Source organism: Microcystis sp. M49636_WE2 (genome assembly GCF_030065375.1).
GTDB classification, from domain to species: Bacteria; Cyanobacteriota; Cyanobacteriia; order Cyanobacteriales; family Microcystaceae; genus Microcystis; species Microcystis aeruginosa_C.
The window spans coordinates 1-18395 of the sequence record NZ_JASJFG010000304.1; the positions used below are offsets into that span (position 1 = coordinate 1).

At 42.8% G+C, this 18395-nt stretch carries 22 protein-coding genes, 1 pseudogene and 1 other annotated feature; of the genes and pseudogenes, 16 read left to right on the top strand and 7 right to left on the bottom strand.

Going from position 1 to position 18395, the window contains the following annotated elements:
- Nucleotides 1–5: 5 nt before the first annotated feature.
- Together PX484_RS07270 and psbV are read left to right on the top strand one after the other, a co-directional pair.
- Nucleotides 6–212, top strand: coding sequence for a hypothetical protein (locus PX484_RS07270; RefSeq protein ID WP_004268575.1), 207 nt, complete (start codon nucleotides 6–8; stop codon nucleotides 210–212).
- Nucleotides 213–340: 128 nt separating this feature from the next.
- Nucleotides 341–826, top strand: a complete 486-nt coding sequence (gene psbV / locus PX484_RS07275) for a photosystem II cytochrome c-550 (protein WP_002754644.1) — start codon at nucleotides 341–343, stop codon at nucleotides 824–826.
- A gap of 52 nt (nucleotides 827–878) precedes the next feature.
- On the opposite strand, the gene PX484_RS07280 is transcribed toward psbV, so the two are convergent.
- Both PX484_RS07280 and PX484_RS07285 read right to left on the bottom strand, forming a co-directional pair.
- A complete protein-coding gene (locus PX484_RS07280) occupies nucleotides 879–1580 on the bottom strand; it encodes a DUF3226 domain-containing protein (RefSeq protein ID WP_004268577.1) in 702 nt (233 codons plus the stop codon).
- On the bottom strand, nucleotides 1573–2667 hold the full coding sequence (locus PX484_RS07285) for an AAA family ATPase (protein ID WP_287766410.1): 1095 nt from the start codon (nucleotides 2665–2667) through the stop codon (nucleotides 1573–1575). The genes PX484_RS07280 and PX484_RS07285 overlap by 8 nt, the downstream gene beginning before the upstream one ends.
- A gap of 180 nt (nucleotides 2668–2847) precedes the next feature.
- Between PX484_RS07285 and PX484_RS07290 the strand changes: the two genes are divergently transcribed.
- The 6 genes from PX484_RS07290 to PX484_RS07315 all read left to right on the top strand — a co-directional run bounded on the left by PX484_RS07290 (nucleotide 2848) and on the right by PX484_RS07315 (nucleotide 7670).
- Nucleotides 2848–4377 (top strand): UbiD family decarboxylase, encoded by a 1530-nt coding sequence (locus PX484_RS07290; RefSeq protein ID WP_287766412.1) that lies wholly within the window; start codon nucleotides 2848–2850, stop codon nucleotides 4375–4377.
- Nucleotides 4378–4401: 24 nt separating this feature from the next.
- Nucleotides 4402–4518 (top strand) — a sequence feature (ribosomal protein L10 leader region).
- Nucleotides 4519–4616: 98 nt separating this feature from the next.
- Nucleotides 4617–5165, top strand: coding sequence for a 50S ribosomal protein L10 (gene rplJ / locus PX484_RS07295; protein ID WP_004268584.1), 549 nt, complete (start codon nucleotides 4617–4619; stop codon nucleotides 5163–5165).
- 43 nt (nucleotides 5166–5208) lie between these two features.
- Nucleotides 5209–5601 carry a 50S ribosomal protein L7/L12 gene (gene rplL / locus PX484_RS07300; RefSeq protein ID WP_287669683.1) on the top strand — a complete coding sequence of 131 codons (393 nt, stop codon included), beginning with the start codon at nucleotides 5209–5211 and terminating at the stop codon, nucleotides 5599–5601.
- 104 nt (nucleotides 5602–5705) lie between these two features.
- The gene (locus PX484_RS07305; protein ID WP_012267019.1) at nucleotides 5706–5801 is read left to right on the top strand and encodes a photosystem II reaction center protein T; all 96 of its coding nucleotides are present in this window, start codon (nucleotides 5706–5708) and stop codon (nucleotides 5799–5801) included.
- A gap of 127 nt (nucleotides 5802–5928) precedes the next feature.
- Complete coding sequence (nrdR, locus tag PX484_RS07310) at nucleotides 5929–6444, top strand: transcriptional regulator NrdR (RefSeq protein ID WP_288103304.1); 516 nt, start codon at nucleotides 5929–5931, stop codon at nucleotides 6442–6444.
- Between the two features lie 233 nt (nucleotides 6445–6677).
- Nucleotides 6678–7670 carry a 30S ribosomal protein S1 gene (locus PX484_RS07315; RefSeq protein ID WP_002737013.1) on the top strand — a complete coding sequence of 331 codons (993 nt, stop codon included), beginning with the start codon at nucleotides 6678–6680 and terminating at the stop codon, nucleotides 7668–7670.
- A gap of 227 nt (nucleotides 7671–7897) precedes the next feature.
- Here the strand turns inward: PX484_RS07315 and PX484_RS07320 are convergent, their stop codons facing one another.
- Nucleotides 7898–8932, bottom strand: a complete 1035-nt coding sequence (locus PX484_RS07320; RefSeq protein ID WP_287766414.1) for an adenylate/guanylate cyclase domain-containing protein — start codon at nucleotides 8930–8932, stop codon at nucleotides 7898–7900.
- Nucleotides 8933–8983: 51 nt separating this feature from the next.
- The gene (locus PX484_RS07325; protein WP_004268599.1) at nucleotides 8984–9685 is read right to left on the bottom strand and encodes a DUF3120 domain-containing protein; all 702 of its coding nucleotides are present in this window, start codon (nucleotides 9683–9685) and stop codon (nucleotides 8984–8986) included.
- A 171-nt stretch (nucleotides 9686–9856) separates the two neighbouring features.
- Between PX484_RS07325 and PX484_RS07330 the strand changes: the two genes are divergently transcribed.
- Entirely contained in the window at nucleotides 9857–10525 is a 669-nt protein-coding gene (locus PX484_RS07330) for a hypothetical protein (protein WP_004268600.1), read from the top strand.
- Here the strand turns inward: PX484_RS07330 and PX484_RS07335 are convergent.
- Both PX484_RS07335 and PX484_RS07340 read right to left on the bottom strand, forming a co-directional pair.
- On the bottom strand, nucleotides 10522–10956 hold the full coding sequence (locus PX484_RS07335; RefSeq protein WP_004268601.1) for a VOC family protein: 435 nt from the start codon (nucleotides 10954–10956) through the stop codon (nucleotides 10522–10524). The two genes, PX484_RS07330 and PX484_RS07335, sit on opposite strands and share 4 nt — an antisense overlap.
- Before the next feature lie 143 nt (nucleotides 10957–11099).
- On the bottom strand, nucleotides 11100–11615 hold the full coding sequence (locus PX484_RS07340) for a TIGR02652 family protein (protein ID WP_043997956.1): 516 nt from the start codon (nucleotides 11613–11615) through the stop codon (nucleotides 11100–11102).
- A gap of 108 nt (nucleotides 11616–11723) precedes the next feature.
- On the opposite strand from PX484_RS07340, the gene PX484_RS07345 reads away from it, so the two are divergent.
- The 7 genes from PX484_RS07345 to PX484_RS07375 all read left to right on the top strand — a co-directional run bounded on the left by PX484_RS07345 (nucleotide 11724) and on the right by PX484_RS07375 (nucleotide 18134).
- Nucleotides 11724–12275, top strand: a complete 552-nt coding sequence (locus PX484_RS07345) for a gamma carbonic anhydrase family protein (RefSeq protein WP_004268603.1) — start codon at nucleotides 11724–11726, stop codon at nucleotides 12273–12275.
- A gap of 65 nt (nucleotides 12276–12340) precedes the next feature.
- Nucleotides 12341–12460, top strand: coding sequence for a photosystem II protein Y (locus PX484_RS07350; RefSeq protein WP_012265998.1), 120 nt, complete (start codon nucleotides 12341–12343; stop codon nucleotides 12458–12460).
- A 199-nt stretch (nucleotides 12461–12659) separates the two neighbouring features.
- Nucleotides 12660–13994 carry an FAD-binding oxidoreductase gene (locus PX484_RS07355; protein WP_288103305.1) on the top strand — a complete coding sequence of 445 codons (1335 nt, stop codon included), beginning with the start codon at nucleotides 12660–12662 and terminating at the stop codon, nucleotides 13992–13994.
- A gap of 316 nt (nucleotides 13995–14310) precedes the next feature.
- Nucleotides 14311–15606, top strand: a complete 1296-nt coding sequence (gene purB / locus PX484_RS07360) for an adenylosuccinate lyase (RefSeq protein WP_004268608.1) — start codon at nucleotides 14311–14313, stop codon at nucleotides 15604–15606.
- 49 nt (nucleotides 15607–15655) lie between these two features.
- Nucleotides 15656–15790: a hypothetical protein gene (locus PX484_RS07365; RefSeq protein WP_256377576.1), complete on the top strand. Its 135-nt coding sequence runs from the start codon at nucleotides 15656–15658 to the stop codon at nucleotides 15788–15790.
- A 30-nt stretch (nucleotides 15791–15820) separates the two neighbouring features.
- A complete protein-coding gene (locus tag PX484_RS07370) occupies nucleotides 15821–17272 on the top strand; it encodes an AAA family ATPase (protein WP_004268610.1) in 1452 nt (483 codons plus the stop codon).
- The gene (locus PX484_RS07375; RefSeq protein WP_288103307.1) at nucleotides 17214–18134 is read left to right on the top strand and encodes a hypothetical protein; all 921 of its coding nucleotides are present in this window, start codon (nucleotides 17214–17216) and stop codon (nucleotides 18132–18134) included. The genes PX484_RS07370 and PX484_RS07375 overlap by 59 nt, the downstream gene beginning before the upstream one ends.
- Here the strand turns inward: PX484_RS07375 and PX484_RS07380 are convergent.
- A pseudogene (locus PX484_RS07380) lies at nucleotides 18131–18395 on the bottom strand (AAA family ATPase); the annotation flags it as partial. The gene PX484_RS07375 and the pseudogene PX484_RS07380 overlap by 4 nt on opposite strands.

The window sequence follows — 18395 nt, forward strand, 5'->3', positions numbered from 1 at the left end:
AGACTATGGGTTTTGCTGATCTATCGATCGCTGATATTGCGGCAGAGTACGATCTGGCCGATGAATCTGTGTTGTCACTTTGCGACCAATTAGGCATCTCCTATAAAGATCGGCAGACTAATCTCGCCCTAGAAGATGCTAAAGCAATTATCTCACTGATTTTATCCAAACGATCGGGAGTAACCGCCTCGAAAACGGAAACGTCCCCTTGACTTTATTCCCAACTGGGATCTTCTCGGTGTCCGTGATCACTTAGAATCGATCGACACCCTCCCAGAGGAGAAAATTTTTTAGTCACCTTAAAATTCCCTTTCTTGGAACAATTGCGAGTAGGAGAACAATGATCAAACGTTTGATTGTGGCAGCGATCGCTGTAGTTTTTTTTGTATTACAATTCAATCTTAACGGCGCTAGTGCCTTAGAACTCAATGAAAAAACCCTCACCATCACCCTCAATGATGCAGGGGAATCGGTGACTTTGACTTCTGAACAAGCGACGGAAGGACAGAAACTTTTTGTCGCCAATTGTACTAAGTGTCACCTGCAAGGTAAAACCAAAACTAATAATAACGTCAGTTTGGGTCTGGCCGATCTGGCAAAAGCGGAACCTCCCAGAGATAATCTGTTAGCATTGATTGATTATCTAGAACATCCCACCAGTTACGATGGTGAAGATGATCTAAGCGAATTTCATCCCAATGTTAGCCGTCCCGATATCTTCCCAGAATTACGCAATCTGACGGAAGATGATGTGTATAACGTCGCCGCTTATCTGTTGGTTGCTCCCCGTCTAGACGAGCGCTGGGGTGGCACAATTTACTTCTAAATTGCCCTCCATATATCCCTCGATCCCTCTAGATTTCTAGGGGGATTTTTGATTAGACAGCAAATAGTTGTAAAAATTCTTTGAGTTCATTTAATACCTCATGCTCAAAGTTCCAAATATGACGTTTGTTTTTCATAACATAATCAAATCCATTCATACTGCATTTCCTGCCAGCTTGTTTTTTGTCTTCTGTGGAACAGGTATCAAATCGTAAATAGTTACTAATCCAAAACTTATCAAAATCTTTGTCTTTAATCGATTTTTCTTGCTTGTTTAAACAATTTCTCCAGTCTTCTAAACAATCCGCATAGGTGGAATCTTGACTTTTAATCTTCTTGAGAACTGTTTCTAGTTCTCCTTGTCCTTCCACATTGGTAAAATAACAAGCAAATTCTGTGATTTGATCTTCTATTGTTGTCAATCTATAAAGCTGACTGGTTTTCCTAATATCTTCCGCTTCTGGATACACCTTTTTCAGACAATCGTTAAGCCAATTTAGTCGCTCTGTCTTAGTATCAGAATCTTGATCGATAATAATACCAACTTTAGGGATAGCTTTTTTACCAAGAGTCGCCTTAATTTCATCGAAAGTGCTGGTTAATTTAGCTTGATCTAAACCCTGTAAACATTTATAGTCATCTTCCTCAAAGCAAATCGGTTTATCTAACTGAATTTTGTTAATATTTAAGTATTTTACTAGGGCTTCGATAAAAATTTTATCATTCTTGCTCTCGACGATTAATAAGTTACTCACCTCTCACCTCATTGCCATGTTTTAAGGCGTACTCTAAAGTGCTTAATTGTCTTTTAATACCAATAATTTTATCAGTTCTGGGACTCCTTGCTAGTTCAAAATAGGCCCCCTGTTCTGGATAATATTCTAACCCCACATCGGCAAAAGCTTGGATCATCTCTAAACTATGGGTTGTGGCAAAAATTTGGCTATCTAGTTCGATAGCTAATCGGAATAAAGTTTTCCAAATATCTGGGTAAGCAGTATAGTGAAGACCATTTTCTATTTCATCGATAAAAATAATTTTTTGCGGATTAAGCAGCAGAGAAAAAATCATCTCTATTAGACGATTAATAGCTTCACCAAACAGAGATATGGGTAGGCGTTTTCTCTCTTTTCTTTTCAGATATAAATTTGGTTCACCCAGAAAAAAACTTTCTATTTTCTCAATAGAAGGATCGAGAATTTGTAGAGCTTTTAGCACTTCTTCTTCCTGTTCATTAAAAACTATTTTAGTATAGGACTCGCTCAATTCTTCCAAAGATTTACTGACAGATGCGGCAATGATTACTGGTTCCTCATCACCTGGATCAGGTAAAGCGAGTATTCCCTCAGAACTAGCAATTAAAAAATAGTTCAGTTGACCATCATTTGAGTCATTCTTGAGGTGAAAACTTGTGTGAATATTTAAGATAGAAATAACTGATTTATTTTTAGCGATAAAATCGTATAATTTTTGCAAGTCTTCAGAGATGCCTAAAACGCCATCTTTAAGAGAACCAGAAATCGATATTTTTACCAATTTATCTCCTCGTTTAGATTGGGAGCCTTTTAACTCAATAATATTTTTTCTATCAAGATTGAATAATAAATTATCCCAGGCATTTTTGGGAACAGCCTGAACAACTGCTAAAGATTGCCTACGAATGATTCCTCTGATGTAGGGATGAATAGTATTTGGATAGGGATAACTATACAAAAATATTGCCTCTAACAGGGCAGTTTTCCCTGAATTGTTTTTACCGCCAATTAAATTAACTCGCTCAAAACCTTCAATTTTGGTATGCTCAAAACATCTAAAATTACTAATTTCAATATCCTTAATCATGTTGACCTCTGGGCTGGATAAGCATAAACTTAGGGGTAGGAATGACCCTGGTAAGATGGGGATTTTTTTACTTAATTCTAGACGAGAATCGCCGCCAACTCTCAAATCGGTGACTATCCCCCACCGAAACTGCCACCCTAAGAGATAATAGAGACAGGGATTTATTTACATTTCTTCATCATGGCTAGAGACTTACGAGGATTTATTAAGCTTTTAGAAGATCGTGGCCAATTACGCCGCATTAGTGCATCGGTCTCTGCCGATTTAGAAATTGCCGAGATCGCTAATCGGATGCTACAGGTGGGGGGGCCGGCCCTACTGTTTGAAAACGTGCAAGGAGCAGAGTTTCCCGTCGCTATTAACCTGATGGGAACGGTAGAACGCATCTGTTGGGCGATGAACCTGAATAAACCCGAAGAATTGGAAGATTTAGGCAAAAAGCTCGCCCTCTTGCAACAACCGAAACCGCCGAAAAAACTCTCCCAAGCGATCGATTTTGGTAAAGTGTTGTTTGATGTCCTGAAAGCCAAACCCAGCCGTAACTTTTTCCCTCCCTGTCAACAGGTGATTTTAGAAGGGGATGAAGTAGATTTAAAGAAAATTCCGATGATTCGCCCCTATTCTGGCGATGCAGGCCAGATTATCACCCTAGGGCTAGTAATTACCAAAGATTGCGAAACGGGAAACCCTAACGTCGGTGTCTATCGCTTACAGCTACAGTCTCACAATACCATGACCGTTCACTGGTTATCCGTGCGCGGTGGGGCGCGTCACCTGCGAAAAGCGGCGCAAATGGGCAAAAAATTAGAAATAGCCATCGCTTTGGGGGTTGATCCTCTAATTATCATGGCCGCCGCCACTCCTATCCCCGTAGATCTGTCAGAATGGCTGTTTGCGGGATTGTACGGCGGTTCTGGGGTACAGTTAGCCAAGTGTAAAACCCTCGATTTAGAAGTGCCGGCCGACTCAGAAATCGTCCTCGAAGGAACAATTACCCCCGGAGAGGTATTGCCAGATGGACCCTTTGGTGATCACATGGGTTACTATGGCGGTGTGGAAGATTCACCCCTGATTCATTTCCACTGCATGACCCACCGTCGCGACCCCATTTATTTAACCACTTTTAGCGGTCGTCCTCCCAAGGAAGAAGCGATGATGGCTATCGCTCTTAATCGTATTTATACACCGATTTTACGGCAACAGGTGTCGGAAATAAGAGATTTTTTCCTGCCCATGGAAGCTTTAAGCTATAAAGCGGCGATTATCTCCATTGATAAAGCTTATCCCGGACAAGCGCGGCGAGCGGCCTTAGCTTTTTGGAGTGCCTTACCCCAGTTCACCTATACTAAATTTGTCATCGTCGTCGATAAGGAGATTAATATTCGCGACCCCCGGCAAGTGGTTTGGGCAATTAGTTCTAAAGTGGATCCGGTTCGCGATGTGTTTATTCTCCCGGAAACCCCCTTTGATAGCCTCGATTTTGCCAGCGAAAAGGTCGGTTTGGGGGGAAGAATGGGAATTGATGCCACAACAAAAATGTATCCCGAAACGGACCACCAGTGGGGGGAACCTTTGGAGTCGGATCCGGCCATGGCGGTCAAGGTTTCCCAACGCTGGTCAGAATACGGTTTAATCGATATTAATTTACAAGAAGTAGATGCCAATAAATTTGGCTACGAAATGTACTGCCCACTCCCTCCTGGTGCTTGACATAAATCCCGCAATAATGTTAAAATGAGAAACTGGCTTAAGCCAAAGACAGCAGGTGCGAAACAGCTTAAATACCCTGCCGAGGTCAAAGCGAGAAAACAGCGGCCAAAAAGACTAAAGAGAGATTTTTTCTGTCTCGGTCGTGCCTGAACTGATTCTCTCCAATCAACCCCGGCGCTACAAGGGGTTATTTTTGCGCCTGTGGAACCGGTCCCCCGCATACAGGAGGTGAACAAGGGATGGGGAGAAGCAGAGAAAGCAAGGGATTAATTCTAGAAGAATTAAAAACCTCCCTTAGCGAAGCTCAATTAACGATGGTCATCGACTATCAAGGTTTAACCGTCGCCGAAATCAGCAATCTACGCCGCAAATTGCGCCCCACGGGAACGATTTGTAAAGTCACCAAAAATACTTTGATGGGATTGGCGATCGCTGAAGATAGTGGCTGGGAACCGATGAAAAGCCTTTTATCGGGAACATCCGCCTTTCTGCTCGTAAAAGAGGATATCGGTGGAGCTTTCAAGGCCTATCAAGAGTTCAAAAAAGAAAGCAAAAAAACCGAATTGCGCGGCGGTGTCCTCAAAGAAGGGACAAAAGGTCAACTGTTGACAGAAGAGCAGCTCAAAGCGATCGCTGATTTACCGTCGAAAGAACAGTTAATCGCTCAGGCCGCCGGAGCAATCAACGCCATTGCCGCCAAACTGGCCCGCAGCATCAACGAAGTTCCCGCATCTTTGGCCCGTGCCGTCGATGCCGTGGCCCGTCAAGAAGAAAAAGAAGCGGCTTAATACCGCGCCAATCAATCACTTAAAACAATTAGGAGTCTAACCCATGTCTGCTGTAGCTGAAATCTTAGAAAAACTCAAAACCCTGACCCTCTTAGAGGCTGCGGAATTAGTCAAAGGTATCGAAGAAACCTTCGGAGTTAGTGCCGCCGCTCCAACTGGTGGCATAATTATGGCGGCCCCTGGGGCTGCTCCCGCGGCTGCTGCTGAAGCTGTGGAAGAACAAACCGAATTTAACGTCGTTCTCGAAGAAGTTCCCGCCGACAAGAAAATTGCTATCCTCAAGGTAGTGCGCGAATTGACCGGTTTAGGACTCAAAGAAGCGAAAGACCTAGTAGAAGCCGCTCCCAAAGCGGTTCAAGAAGGCATTAACAAAGACGAAGCCGCCGCCACCAAGAAAAAACTGGAAGACGCTGGGGCAAAAGTTAGCGTTAAATAGCTCGCCACTGATTCTGGGGATGTAGATTACATCCCCAGGCAAGCTGAAAAGCTCATTTCCTGATACTATAGGATTGTTATAGCAGTCTTGTAGGATGTCCAACCATGGAAAGCGTCGCTTACATTTTGGTTTTAACTATGGCTTTGTCGGTAATTTTCTTCGCCATCGCCTTCCGGGAACCTCCCCGGATTCAAAAGTAAATTTCTTAACTCCGTTTAGGTTAATAATTTTCTTCCCTGAGCCGCCCGCTTGTCAAAAGCAGGTTAGCGGCTCTGGTTTTCGTATTTAAAGGCTTAAATTAAAGGTTCCCCTCACCGAGCGCCTCCTATGCAATGCCCTAATTGTCAGCATACCGATAGTCGCGTTTTAGAGTCCCGTTCCTCCGAAAACGGTCAGAGCATTCGTCGTCGTCGTGAATGCTTACAGTGTAAATATCGGTTCACCACCTACGAGCGCATCGAATTCGTGCCGATCACGGTGATTAAAAAAGATGGTAAACGGGAATCTTTTGATCGCTGCAAACTGCTGCGCGGTATCGTCCGGGCCTGTGAAAAAACTGGCATTCCCCACCTAAGATTAGAGGCGATCGTCAATGATATCGAATCCCGTCTGCAGCAAGACTCAAAACGGGAGGTAACAAGTCAGGAGATCGGTCAATTAGTCCTAGAATACCTCCGGCAAGAATCGGAAGTGGCCTATGTGCGCTTTGCTTCGGTTTACGGCAATTTTCAGGGAATTAGAGACTTTATCGCCGCTTTAGCGCTGCTGCAATCCTCCGAAATTGAACGCGCTCATCCTTCTTGGTCTGAAGCGGAAGAGGCCAGCGTGATCACCTCGTCTTAAATAGTTCCCGATTCAGTTATAATTAGGATCCCTTGTGCTATTTAAAGCCCAAGCTCCGGTTAGATTCTTACAAAGTCATTCTTGAGGCAGATTGCCTCCAAGAATGCAGGATGCGGCAGTTCATCCCCTAGGCCCTGCCTAGTAACTAAATTAGGAGGCATCTCCTGTATTTAGAAACTGTACATCACATAGGAGGAAAAACCTACGGAAATTCCGAGGCCCAAACAACGTACATGACCACCCAAAAAACCGCAAACAAAAACATAGGCTTTACCCATGAAGATTTTGCCGCCCTTCTAGACAAATACGATTATCATTTCAGTCCGGGAGATGTTGTCGCCGGGACTGTTTTCAGCATGGAACCCCGGGGAGCGCTCATCGATATCGGTGCTAAAACCGCCGCTTTTATCCCCGTGCAGGAGATGTCGATCAACCGCGTCGATAATCCCGAAGAGGTTTTACAGCCCAACGAAACTCGGGAATTTTTCATTCTTACCGATGAGAATGAAGATGGACAGCTAACTCTGTCGATCCGTCGCATTGAATATATGCGCGCTTGGGAACGGGTGCGTCAATTGCAAAAAGAAGATGCTACCGTGCGCTCCAATGTTTTCGCCACTAACCGTGGTGGGGCATTAGTCAGGATTGAAGGTCTCCGCGGCTTTATCCCCGGTTCTCACATTAGCACCAGAGAGGCGAAAGAGGATTTAGTCGGTCAGGAATTGCCCTTAAAGTTTTTAGAAGTGGATGAGGATCGCAACCGTCTGGTTTTAAGTCATCGTCGCGCTTTAGTGGAACGCAAGATGAACGGTTTAGCCGTGGGACAGGTGGTAATCGGTTCTGTGCGCGGAATCAAGCCCTACGGTGCTTTCATCGATATTGGTGGAGTCAGTGGTTTACTGCATATTTCCGAAATCTCTCACGATCACATTGACACCCCCCACACGGTTTTCAATGTCAATGATGAGTTGAAAGTGATGATTATCGATCTCGATGCCGAAAGAGGTCGCATTTCCCTCTCGACTAAACAATTAGAACCAGAACCGGGAGATATGCTAAAAAATCGCCCGTTAGTGTTTGAAAAAGCCGAAGAAATGGCGATTAAATACCGAGAAAAACGTCTAGCGGAAGCGGAAGGCCGGACCGTCTCGGAAGTAGTGGAAGAAATCGAAGTTCCCCCCGCCTTGGAGGAGGAAGATTTAGTTCTCGCCGCCACCGAGGAGTAGGTCAGCTATCAGTTATCAGTTATCAGTTAAGTACCTAAGCAAAATTAATTACACATATCTAACCACCTCTTGCCTCTTGCCCCTTGCCTCTTGCCTATCTTCACTAGGAAATTAATTTTGCACGACTACTTATCAGATGTGAGTTTTTAGTGGACAGTCTTAAGTAGGGTCTGCGGCAATCCCCCGTGAAACAGGAAGCTCTCAACGACCTTGAGAGTAGTTCACTTTCAATCTTTAAAACCGACACGGCTGGCAACTCCTGTAATTCCGGTCATCTCCTCACTACTGTTGGCATCGAGGAAACGATCCAAGTCATCAAAAGTGGTTCCGTAGGCAATAGTGCTATCGTGGTATCCTTTCAGACTGACGGTATGTTGAGTAAAAACTTGCTGGAGATGGGGTAAACCGATGAGATAACTGTAGGTAGTGGCTCCGATGGCTAAATCCTTGCCCATTTCTTTGGTAGCCGACTCTAAACGAAAAGCGGCGTTGACTGTATCCCCGATCGCTGTATAATCTGGATGTTCACCGCTGCCAGTATTGCCGACCATAGCATAACCAGTATTCACCCCCGCACCGATGCGTAATTTAAAAGGTAAGGGATATTGTTCGCTTAAGGTGCGAGTCATGTTATTTAGTTGTATAATTGCTTGGAAAATTTGCAGGATATCGTCTTGATCGACTTCCTGTTGGCCGTGAAACCAGATGGCCATGATCGCATCACCAATATATTTATCTACCCAACTGCCGGAACTGCGGATAATATTCCCCGCATGGCGAAACCAATTGCCAATCAGAGAAGAAAGCACTTTTTCGTCTAATTGCCTCGTTAAAGCCGTAAAATTACGCATATCTACCACCATCACCGATGTTAAGCATCGTTCATGGACGGCGGAGGTGAGGGTATCCCATTCTAAATGGCGCGGTTGCTTGCCTGCATTGGTGGGAGTAGGACGATAGAACTGCACCTCGGTTTTGCCAAAGGTGATCTGCTCTTTGCTATGGATAGTCACCGGAATGGCTACCCTTCTGCCATTGACAAAAGTTCCATTGCGACTACCGAGATCGATCAGATAAAAATCCCCTGTTTCCGTGGATTGTAAAATAGCGTGATTACGAGAGATACAGTGATCTTTAATCACGATATCGTTATCTTTGCTCCGTCCGATTGTCCAGTAAGCTCTCCCCACGAGAGGGAAAAAACGCTGGCCCTTCTCGGTATGGAGTAGTAAATAGGGGTTTTGTCCTAGTAGTATATCCACGGGTGCATAAGCGGCAATAGATAGACTGCGTTAATTATATAGCCTATTGTCTTAGGCCAGAGAGGCGGTAATCCAAAATAAACCATCGACTAAAATTGTACTCAATACAGCCCCGCTAAATGCCCACCAATGACATACCCTTTTTTGCAAAGGATAAATACCGATCGCTAAGAGCAGGTTGAGCAGCACAATCGCCCAACTGATGCCCCAGGGGGTCTCAATTTGGGCTAAGGCGTTATGAAATATCGGCGATACTAGGTTGGGATCTAGTTCCACGGTCATTAATTGTCGCCAGTAGGGAATTAGTCCCGTTAGATAGAAATATACATCGGTGATGGCCGTTCCTAACAAAGAACCCAGATAGAAAAGATTGCCCACTTTGCCACGACCTTTGTATAGTCCCCAGAGAACAAAGGGCAGCCCGATCGCTTCCATGGGAATATGGATCAAAGGTTCCCAACGCCACCAACCCCAGTAGAGAGAACCTGCTAACCAACTCCAACTAAAGCCCAAAAGTAAATCCCCCCAAAGACTGATTTTTTCTTGTTTGAGCAGCCAAACCCCTAACCCCACCCAGAAAAAGGTTAAACCTAGGCTAACTTCGGGATAGTAGCGCACTAGGGGCGCTTGTATGAATACGGGGACTGATACCAGAAATGCTGCTGTCCAAAAGACGGATTGACATTTTTCCCAGTTAGGGACTAGGGGTTTCAGGCGATCGGGATTGCTGGAAACTAGGGTAGAGTTGAGCAAAGGATTTCAGAATTGTTACGAAACTTTACTTACATTAATATACATCATTCTCTGTCCACTATATCCCCTCTAGAAGATTTTAATCAGTTAAAAAGGAAAATTGAGGGAGAATAACTGAGCGCTATCCTGTTAGAATCGAAACGACAGCAGCGATCGAGGAGTGAAACAAATATGCCGGCGGGCTATGAAGAAAATCCCAGAATGCCCCTAGATAAAGTTATTTTTGTTATTGCTTGCATCTATCTAGGTTGGGTGGTGGCATGGCTCATCAGTCAGAAAAATGCCCCTATCTCTCAAAATAGCACGACTTCCCAAGAAGATAAAAAATTTATTGCCTATCTGCAATCATCCCTTGCTATTATCGATCGCCAAAGTCAAACTTCATCCCCCGATCCCAATCCTGCTGCCAAAAATAACCCTTCTCCAGTAGTGCCAGTTCCACCAGCACCACCCGCTAATTTACCGGTTAATAACACTCCCCAGATCATAGAAAGAATTTACGTTCCTGTTTATCCCCAAACCCCTGAAACTACTGCCAAACTTGTCCCAGTTACACCCTCAAATACCGACATTTCTGCACCACCATTACCAGCTGCTCCCCAAGGGAATCGACCAGTAGCATCGGTTATTCCTACCAATAATCAGGTGAAAAATACTCTAGTGGGAGTGATGGATTTAGGCGATCGATCTACAGCTTTATTTGATAATAAGGGCATAACCACTCGTATTTCTCCGGGGGAATTTATCAATGGTTGGACTTTAGTGGAAGTTGGTAATCAACAGGTTATTTTGTCTCGCAATGGCCAAACAAAAGTCTTAGAAGTGGGACAATCTTTTTAGGTTAAACGACGGATAAATTCCAGGGGTAAACCGTCTGTATCGGCAATAAAGGTGACTTCATAGACATGATCGCCGATCATCTGTTGTTGGGGTGGCAAAAGAATATTTAAAGGTTGATATAAATCGGCTTCCTCTTGATGGGCTTGCTGAAGGTTATTTGTTAATTTTTCTAACCATTCTGGTAAATTGCTGACATTTTCTGTTAGGTCAAAAGACAAGTGATAATAACCGACATAATGCTGATCACCAAAGGCATCGGGAGCGGGTTTCGGTTGAGGAATTTGGATTAATTCGATGCGTCCGTTTAACCCCGTTAGCCAACAGGCCAAAGTATAACCAGTAGTGAATCTTTCCTCTAGGGTAAAACCGAGAAGTTGATAAAAAGCGATCGCCCGATGGATATTAGCGGTACGAATAGAAACATGGTGCATTTTCAGGAGAAAGAATTATGAATTATGAATTATGAATTATGAAGTGGGAAGTGGGGAGATGGGGAAGTGGGGAGATGGGGATAATAAATAAAAGCAATCTTCTATCTCCTATCTCCTGACGACTGGCTCCTAATGGCTAATGATTAATCAAAAAGACGAAAATAGGGATAACGTTTGGGAACCCCCGGTTCTTTTTCCAGATCAAAATTAATTACATCCCAACAGGGTTCATCGGGGGCATCGGGACTAAATTCTACCGGTAAACCGTAGAGACGGGGAATAGTGGCTTCACCCAGTTCATTACCGCGCCAAGTGGTGTTACGTTCTAGGTAGGAACTAACTAAATCGCGATAACGGTTGGCAATAATTACTTTAGTCGCTTTAAATCCTTGAGTATAGAGGCGATCAAGTGCTTCGTGAATCTCAAAACGAATACCATCCGGGTGGGTGTGTTGACGATACCACTCACCATTCCAGAGTCGCCAATGCCGTCCTGACTGCAAGTGAACCAACTCACCCGTTTTGGGATCGGCTTCAAAAGCCCCATGGCGCGGACACAAATAGGTATCCGTCAAAGTGAGGGCGGGGATTAGCTGCCGACAGTGAGGACAATGGATATCGGGGCCAAAAACAGGGTATTGTAAACTTGCATTGATCATGGAAGAACCTAAACTAAAAATTGCTATCTTTGTACCAATAAGCCTATCCATATTATACCCAACCAAATTGGACGGGTATTCTCTTTCGACTTTAGTGCAGATCCTTTCATGTCTTTAGATAACTTAAGATCAACTTCTAATTTCTGGCCCCTTGTCGATGTCAGTCAAGCGGCTTTTATCGCCCCTAATGCCACGGTAATGGGCGATATTTCCCTAGCTGTGGGGGTGAGTGTTTGGTATGGGGCGGTATTGCGTGCCGACGTGGAACGCATCGAAATTGGGTCCTATACTAATATCCAAGATGGGGCGATCCTACACGGAGATCCGGGCAAAATTACTATCCTTGAAGATTACGTTACCATCGGGCATCGGGCGGTAATTCACGCAGCCCATATTGAACGCGGTTGTTTAATCGGCATTGGGGCAGTGATTCTCGATGGTGTGCGCGTCGGGGCGGGTAGTATTGTCGGGGCGGGTAGTATCGTGACAAAAGATATACCACCGCGATCTTTAGTGGTGGGCATTCCCGCTAAACGTGTCCGGGAAGTCTCGCCACAGGAGGCTCAAGAGTTGATCGAACACGCCGAGCGCTATGCTAAACTTGCCCTCGTTCATGCGGGAAAAGCTACTGATACCGGATTCCCAAAACGGGCGGATTAGGGTATAAATATAAAATGAGAATCAAGTAACAATCTTTTAAGCACTGACCGAGGAGAAGGAAATCTATGGACTGGAGAGTGTTAATCGTTTTAACCCCTTTGCTTATTGCTGGTGGCTGGGCTGTCTTCAATATCGGCGCTGCCGCTCTTAGACAAGCTCAACAGTTTCTCAGCAAACAAAGTTAATAATAGTTTATAGTTCTTAGTAAAACCGACCGCCTAGGCGATCGGTTTTTAATTTTTCCTGTTTGAATTATGAATTATGAATTATGAATTATGAATTGGGGTATGGGGAGAACAAATAAAAATAATCTCCTGTCTCCTGAATCCTGACTCCTGACTCCTAACCCCACCAACAAACTTTTTCAGCAAACCCTACCTAACCATGAAATCTAATTGTCAAAATCTCATTCAAGAACTTGCCCATCTGGAAATTATCACCGATCCGGGGCAAGTGGCGAAACTTTCCTTAGATTATTATCATTTTAGTCCCATTTTAGAAGCACAACTGCAAGATAAACGGGCTGATTTAGTCATTCGTCCCCAGAATAGCCAAGAGGTTATTGACATCGCTAAAACCTGCGTTAAATACCAAATTCCTTTAACAGTTAGAGGTGCGGGTACAGGTAATTATGGTCAATGTGTTCCCTTGCAGGGCGGAGTAATTTTAGACACAACGAAACTAACAAAAATTATCTCGATCGAACCGGGTACAGCCCGGGTAGAAGCGGGGGTAAAAATGGCATTTTTTGATAAACAAGCTCGCGCAATCGGTTGGGAATTAAGAATGGCTCCCTCTACCTATCGGACGGCGACAATTGGCGGTTTTATCGGGGGTGGCAGTGTGGGCATGGGTTCAATTAATTATGGACAATTGAAGGATAGGGGCAATCTGCAAGCAGTGCAGTTAGTCACCTTAGAAGCGGAACCAAAAATTATCGAATTACGGGGGGATGAGGTAGAAAAAGTCAATCATGCCTACGGAACAAATGGCATTATTACCGAGTTAGAAATAGCCCTCGCTCCCTGTTATCCTTGGGCAGAATTTATCGTTACTTTTGCCGATTTTATCACCGCCGCTAAATTCGGTCAAGCTCTCAGTGATAGTGATGGCATTGTCAAGAAAATGGTTAGTGTTCACTCTTGGCCAATTCCTGCTTATTTTACTGCTCTTAAGGATTATTTACCCACAGGAAAAGCGGCAGTTTTGTTAATAGTATCGGACAGCGATCGGGTCGCATTAGAATCTTTAATTAAAGAATATAATGGTGAACTTACCTACTATAAAACGCCAGAAGAAACTCAAAAAGGCAACAGTATCTTAGAATTTACTTGGAATCATACCACTCTCCACGCGCGTAGTTGTAACCCCAAAATAACTTATCTACAAGCTTTTTATTTTAATCTAGCCACGGTAGAGAAACTCCATAATTATTTTGGGGAGGAAATAATGATGCACCTAGAATTTTTGAGATTTCAAGGTAAAGTTATTCCCGCCGGTCTTCCCTTGCTAGAATTTACCACAGAAACTCGATTAAATGAGATTATTGCTATCTATGAACAACAGGGGGCAGCCATTGCCAATCCTCACACTTATATCATGGAAGATGGCGGCAGCAGACAGATTAATCCGCTACAACTAGAATTTAAACAACTCGTCGATCCCTACGGATTGAACAATCCGGGTAAAATGCGAGCATGGGTTGAAGCAAGGGAGTAGGGGTTCGATTCAGGCTAAATTAAACAAGATAGTTCACCGCGGCTCTCTTGGATTTGGTGGGTAAAATGTATTCTAAGATATAATCCTCCTAGAGAGGGGGTGGAACGAACCACAAAGACACAAAGGACACAAAGATCAATCAATCATATTGTAAGTTAAACTTATCACACACAACCTAGAAGAGCCTCACCGCTACTATCGAATTACTAACCGCTAAAAAGGGAGTGGGGAAAACAAAACTCCCCGCTGCCCCCTGCCTATTCCCAGACTTGCCCCGATCCGATACAATTAAACGGTTGTCTTGGAATAATTAATAGTGATCGAGCGTTATACTCTCCCTGCGATGGGGAATTTGTGGACGGATAGATATAAATATCAAACATGGCTAGAGGTAGAGATAGCCGTCTGTGAAGCGCAGGCAGAATTAGGCTATATTCCCGGGGATGCAGTGGAAGAAATTAAGGCAAAAGCTAATTTTGATCCCGATCGCATTTTAGAAATAGAAGCAGAAGTGCGCCACGATGTCATCGCCTTTTTAACAAATGTTAACGAATATGTGGGCGAGCCGGGGCGTTATATTCATTTGGGTTTAACCAGTTCTGATGTACTAGATACCGCCCTGTCCTTACAATTAGTCGCCAGTTTAAACCTGATTTTAGAACAATTAGAAGATTTCATTCAAGCCCTGCGCTATCGCGCCCAAGAACACCGTTATACAGTCATGGTGGGACGTTCCCACGGCATTCACGCCGAACCGATCACCTTTGGCTTTAAACTAGCGGGATGGTTAGCGGAAGTGCTGCGAGGACGCGATCGTTTAATTCGCTTGCGCCAAGACATCGCCATCGGTAAAATATCTGGTGCAGTGGGAACCTATGCCAATATTGACCCGAAAATTGAGGCGTTAACCTGTCAGAAGTTAGGATTAGAACCGGATACCGCTTCCACTCAAGTTATCTCCCGCGATCGACACGCCGATTATGTGCAACAATTAGCCTTATTAGCGGCTTCGATCGAACGTTTTGCCGTGGAGATTCGCAACCTGCAAAGAACCGATGTCCTAGAAGTGGAAGAATACTTTTCCAAAGGACAAAAAGGCTCCTCCGCTATGCCCCATAAACGTAATCCCATCCGTTCAGAACGCTTAACGGGAATGGCGAGAATTATCCGTAGTCATAGCGTTTCCGCTTTAGAAAATATCGCCCTCTGGCACGAAAGAGATATTTCCCATAGTTCCGTAGAACGGGTGATGCTGCCAGATGTTTGCATTTTGACCCACTTTATGCTCAAGGAAATCACCGATTTAGTCAAAAATCTGCTGGTGTATCCCGAAAACATGAAGCGAAATATGAATGTTTACGGTGGCGTGATTTTCAGTCAAAGAGTTCTTTTAACTTTGGTGAGTAAGGGAATTAGCCGGGAATCTGCCTATAAAATCGTCCAAGAAAACGCCCATCGCGCTTGGAACACCGATAACGGCAATTTTAAAGCTTTTATCAGCCAAGATGAGCGAGTTACCGGCATTTTATCCCCCGACGAGATCGAAAGTTGCTTTGATCCCCAGCAGCACCTAAATCATCTTAATAGCATCTACCAAAGGTTAGATATTTAAGGAGCTTTCAGTGATCAGCTAACCACTAGCTTGTTGCTTTAGAAAGGTAATGACAGCGTTTTGGATTGTCGGTTGGCGATCGATCTTTTCTCAGAAAGCGATCGCTATTCGTTTCTCAATCATGGTTGCGTTTGAAGATAAAACTAAAGAATCGGCGCAAGCGAGTACGAATCGGGTAAAATAAGGGTCTGTATTCGGAGTGTTCGTTTTTACGATGAAAATCAAACTCTGGAATTTAGGTAGTATTAAAGAGGCAGAAGTGGATCTTCGGCCTCTAACCGTTATTATTGGCCCGAATAATTCTAATAAAACTTATATCGCCTACTCGATTTATGGGTTATATCAGCTTGTCAGCCTTAATTTTTATGATGAAATTTTAGAAAAAATAGAATTTACAACTCAAGCCGATCATTGGTCTTTAAAAATAGACCGACGTTTTTATGATGTTATATCTGAAGTTATTCAAAGTTACGCATCTAGATTTAGCGGGATAAAACTACAATCTTTTTTCCAAGATTCTAGCGGTAAAATTTTTGAAAAAACAAAATTCAGTATCGAAATCAAAATTTCTGAAGATGATATTAAAAGAGCTATAGAAGAAGTTTTAGCGGATACAATACTTGGAATCGAGAAAATCGAGCGAAGTGATAACAATAGTGAGATTTTATTTTATTGGGAAAAACGCAACGAAGAACATACTGATTTTCTTAGCAGGATAGTTATTGGTACTTTTATTAGTACCGTCGGAAAATTTTCTGACATACTTCCTTTACCCGCCGAAAGAAACGCTTTTATAAATACCTATAAAATGCTGGCCAATAGAAGATATAAGCTACTTAAAGAGAATCAGAGAGAGCTATTGATACAAGGACGTATTAATCGAGAGCCATTGATACAAGGACTTATTAATCGAGATAAGCAGTTAGAGTTACTAAAAGAACAGGGAGATATTCGCTATCCTCAACCAGTAGAGGATTTTTTAGATTTTTTAACTGACATAGAACTAGAAAATAAGCCCGATCCCATTGCCAAAAATAAAAATGATTTTCAAAAATTAGCCGATCAAATTGAAAAGTATATTCAAAATAACAATAAAACAATCTTTAAAAAGACTAAATTCGGAGGCAGAGAAATTAAAGTTTCGGTAAAAAGAAGTTTAGAGATCGATCTTTATAATGCTTCCTCGTCTATTAAACAATTAGCCCCGCTTTTACTCTATTTACGCTATCGAGCAAAATCCGGGGATTTTCTGGTGATCGATGAGCCTGAAATGAACTTACATCCAGAATCTCAGGTAAAATTGTTAGAATCTTTAGCGATTTTAGTAAATTTAGGAGTTAGAATTTTATTGACGACTCATAGCCCCTATTTGATGGCTCATCTTAACAATATCGTTAATGGTAATCACCAAAATCCAGAACTTTTAGCCGAACAAGCTAAATTGCTTTATCTGCAAGATAGCCGAGCTTTTCTTAAAATGGAACAGGTTAGTGCCTATGAAATAAAAAATAATAAATTACTTTCTTTACACGACCCTGAATACGGTATTCGTTGGGATACTCTCAGCGATGTATCAGTTGATATTCAACAAAAGTTTTTTGCAATTTATGAAGCAGGACAACAAAACCAAGAAACCGAAGAAGGATGTTCCTCAGAAGAAGAATAAACTCGATTGGCAGAAATTTAACTTTTTAGAAAATTTGCTTATTTTCTGTACCGTACCCGATCGGATCGCTCCACCCGAAAGCGGTGTCAGCTTTCGGATTACCAAGCCAGAAAAAGATTCCGTTTGTATTTTATTTAAAACTGATCGTCAGAAGGATCCTCTCGTTAGAAATCAAAAGCAGAAAAGACCTGATTATTTATCTCTTTTTATTCAGAATGACTTACTTCTGCTGACAATTATCGAGATGAAGGGAACTAATAAAAATTCCACGAGTACAGGTATCGAACAAATTACAACTTTTAGAGATATTTTAAAACAAGAAATTGCCGATCATGTCACCAGTAAACTTAAATATAAATTACAAGCTATCCTATTAACTCCCTATAATGCCGATATTCCTCGAAAGGCGATCAAAGAGGAAGCGGAGAAAGGATTTATTATTTTACCTATCCCGTATAATTTTAAAGCGGAGCTTTATCCTTATGTTTCCAAGACTCACAGGAAAGCGGATTTAAGCAAAATAGGCAAAATAAAGCATAGTCACGACGAGCAACATAAAGAATCCGATTGTTTGTTAATCGAAAAATTGTTGGCTAGACAAGCATCGGACAAACGTAAACAGGATAACTATTATTCATGTAAATTCACTCCCACCAAAGATAGACAAGGCATCTATATAGATTATCAGGTGTCGAGCGATCGAGACTTGATCACCCTATTAACCGATCCGCAGGGAAAGAAAGTTCAATTGGCTTACTGTAGTGATGATTCTCAAAGTTCAATCGATCAAATTCAGGAAGAGATTAAAAATTTAAACATATATGGAATGGTAGAGATGGTAAGTCGCCTAATCAATAGTTAGTATAAAAAAAAGGTTAATTGCTTTTTATTCTCTTTGATAACAGGGTGAAAATTACTGCTTTTCATCTTAATTCGCTTCCCTTCAATAGTGGATATTATAGTGGTAAGTTGAGAAAGCCAAATGCTGACATTTTCATCATCTTGCCAATTAATTAATTGACTCACCAGAACTGGAGAATGAGTGTTCACTATTACTTGGCGTAAAGGCATTTCAGTATCTTCAAAATCGACAGTTAGCTCTTTTAATAATCTTGCCATTGCT

Coding starts and splice junctions, on each gene's coding strand:
- PX484_RS07285 (WP_287766410.1), bottom strand. CDS start 2,667: ATGATTAAGGATATTGAAATTAGTAATTTTAGATGTTTTGAGCATACC.
- PX484_RS07330 (WP_004268600.1), top strand. CDS start 9,857: ATGCCGGCGGGCTATGAAGAAAATCCCAGAATGCCCCTAGATAAAGTT.
- PX484_RS07315 (WP_002737013.1), top strand. CDS start 6,678: ATGACCACCCAAAAAACCGCAAACAAAAACATAGGCTTTACCCATGAA.
- PX484_RS07305 (WP_012267019.1), top strand. CDS start 5,706: ATGGAAAGCGTCGCTTACATTTTGGTTTTAACTATGGCTTTGTCGGTA.
- PX484_RS07365 (WP_256377576.1), top strand. CDS start 15,656: ATGACAGCGTTTTGGATTGTCGGTTGGCGATCGATCTTTTCTCAGAAA.
- PX484_RS07335 (WP_004268601.1), bottom strand. CDS start 10,956: ATGCACCATGTTTCTATTCGTACCGCTAATATCCATCGGGCGATCGCT.
- PX484_RS07340 (WP_043997956.1), bottom strand. CDS start 11,615: ATGATCAATGCAAGTTTACAATACCCTGTTTTTGGCCCCGATATCCAT.
- PX484_RS07345 (WP_004268603.1), top strand. CDS start 11,724: ATGTCTTTAGATAACTTAAGATCAACTTCTAATTTCTGGCCCCTTGTC.
- rplJ (WP_004268584.1), top strand. CDS start 4,617: ATGGGGAGAAGCAGAGAAAGCAAGGGATTAATTCTAGAAGAATTAAAA.
- PX484_RS07355 (WP_288103305.1), top strand. CDS start 12,660: ATGAAATCTAATTGTCAAAATCTCATTCAAGAACTTGCCCATCTGGAA.
- PX484_RS07370 (WP_004268610.1), top strand. CDS start 15,821: ATGAAAATCAAACTCTGGAATTTAGGTAGTATTAAAGAGGCAGAAGTG.
- nrdR (WP_288103304.1), top strand. CDS start 5,929: ATGCAATGCCCTAATTGTCAGCATACCGATAGTCGCGTTTTAGAGTCC.
- rplL (WP_287669683.1), top strand. CDS start 5,209: ATGTCTGCTGTAGCTGAAATCTTAGAAAAACTCAAAACCCTGACCCTC.
- PX484_RS07350 (WP_012265998.1), top strand. CDS start 12,341: ATGGACTGGAGAGTGTTAATCGTTTTAACCCCTTTGCTTATTGCTGGT.
- PX484_RS07290 (WP_287766412.1), top strand. CDS start 2,848: ATGGCTAGAGACTTACGAGGATTTATTAAGCTTTTAGAAGATCGTGGC.
- PX484_RS07375 (WP_288103307.1), top strand. CDS start 17,214: ATGAAGCAGGACAACAAAACCAAGAAACCGAAGAAGGATGTTCCTCAG.
- psbV (WP_002754644.1), top strand. CDS start 341: ATGATCAAACGTTTGATTGTGGCAGCGATCGCTGTAGTTTTTTTTGTA.
- PX484_RS07270 (WP_004268575.1), top strand. CDS start 6: ATGGGTTTTGCTGATCTATCGATCGCTGATATTGCGGCAGAGTACGAT.